This window comes from Pseudodesulfovibrio pelocollis, assembly GCF_030282845.1.
In the GTDB taxonomy this organism is placed as follows: domain Bacteria; phylum Desulfobacterota; class Desulfovibrionia; order Desulfovibrionales; family Desulfovibrionaceae; genus Pseudodesulfovibrio; species Pseudodesulfovibrio pelocollis.
In genome coordinates, this window is sequence record NZ_JASTWE010000109.1 from 1 (window position 1) to 900 (window position 900).

The 900-nt window shown below is 61.4% G+C and carries 1 protein-coding gene; it reads right to left on the reverse strand.

Going from position 1 to position 900, the window contains the following annotated elements; all coding sequences use genetic code 11:
- Nucleotides 1-48 precede the first annotated feature (48 nt).
- Nucleotides 49-900: IS481 family transposase (locus tag QQS14_RS16400; RefSeq protein ID WP_285908095.1), on the reverse strand; the 852-nt coding region annotated here is incomplete at its 5' end.

Below are 900 nucleotides of genomic sequence, written 5' to 3' on the forward strand. Positions count from 1 at the left end.
TGTACAGTGATAGTATTCACCTGACACCGCCGCCCCTGGCGGGGTGAGTTATGCGGCTTCTTCGGTTTCCGTTTCCTTGCCTTTCACAATGCCATCCAGGAAGACCTGGTTCGGCGTCCGTCCTTGCATCCCTCTGCCCTGATGGGTCCGTTCCGTGTTGTAGTGGTGGAAGTAGGCGTCCAAGTCCGTCTGCATTGCGTCCACCGACTCATACCAGGTGTCCCGGCCCTTGATCCGGAAGTGCTCGTCGAGCAGCGTCCTGTGCAGGCGTTCCACAAAGCCGTTGCTCTGCGGACGGCGTACCTTGGTCGTCCGGTGTTCAATGCCTTCGAGCTGGAGAAACAGCTCGTACGGATGCCGGTCCGGCCTGCCGCAGAACTCCCGCCCATTGTCCGACAGAATCGTCTCGATCCGCGCGCCGTGGGCCTCAAAGTGCGGCAACACGTCCTGGTTGAGCACATGCACCGCTGTCACCGGAAGCTTGCTGGTGTACAGCCGCCCCCAGGCGTAGCGGCTGTAGCAGTCGATGACCGATTGCAGATAGACCCGGCCCACGCCCTTGAGGGTGCCGACGAAAAAGGTGTCGACAGCCACCAAGTCGCCGGTGTGGCGCGTCTCGATGTGCCGCTCCCGGAACTCTGGGCTGAATCGCTCCAGCAAACGGATTTGCTCGTCAGTGAGTTTCAGCCTGCGTTTCTGCGCCGTCCGCTCAAGCCGCAACAGCCTGTCGTGCCTGGACAAAAGGTCATGGCGGCTCCAGACCCCGCGCACACCGCCGGAACTGACCTGCACGCCTTGCAGCGCCAACTGCTGCGCCACGCGAAGAGGCCCATGAGAGGGGAAAGACAGGCTGTAATCCAGAATCGCCTTTTCCACGGTTTCATCCACGCGATTGGGGTG